The sequence below is a fragment of the Streptomyces sp. NRRL S-1022 genome, assembly GCF_000720135.1.
In the GTDB taxonomy this organism is placed as follows: Bacteria; Actinomycetota; Actinomycetes; order Streptomycetales; family Streptomycetaceae; genus Streptomyces.
Window position 1 is genome coordinate 1 of record NZ_JOIU01000134.1, and the last position, 408, is coordinate 408.

Genomic DNA, 408 nt, shown 5'->3' on the forward strand with positions numbered 1-408 from the left:
GCCCAGCAGTGGGTGGTTCGCGGTGCTCTGCCCGAGGGCGACGGCGTCGGTGGCGGGGGCCGCCTGCAGCCAGTAGTGGCGGTGGTCGAAGGCGTACGTCGGCAGGTCCACGCGGGCTTCGGTGGCGCCCGTCGGGAGGACTGCCGCCCAGTTCACTTTGGTGCCGCGGACGAAGAGGTGGGCCACGGCCGCCAGGAGGGCCTGGGCCTCGCCGCGTTCGTCGCGCAGGGCCGGGACACCGACCGCGTCCACCGATTCCGTGATGGCGCCGGTCAGCGCGCCGCCGGGGCCCAGTTCCAGGAAGACCGAGCCGCCGGAGGCGGCGATGCCGTCGGCGAAGCGGACCGGGCGGCGGACGTGGCCGACCCAGTACGCCGGGTCCGACAATTGGCCCGGTTCGGCCTGCTT

At 74.8% G+C, this 408-nt stretch carries 1 protein-coding gene; it reads right to left on the reverse strand.

Annotated elements, in window-relative coordinates:
• A partial coding sequence (locus IG05_RS43235; RefSeq protein WP_199808490.1) for a hypothetical protein occupies nucleotides 1-387 on the reverse strand: 387 nt, incomplete at its 3' end.
• Nucleotides 388-408 lie beyond the last annotated feature (21 nt).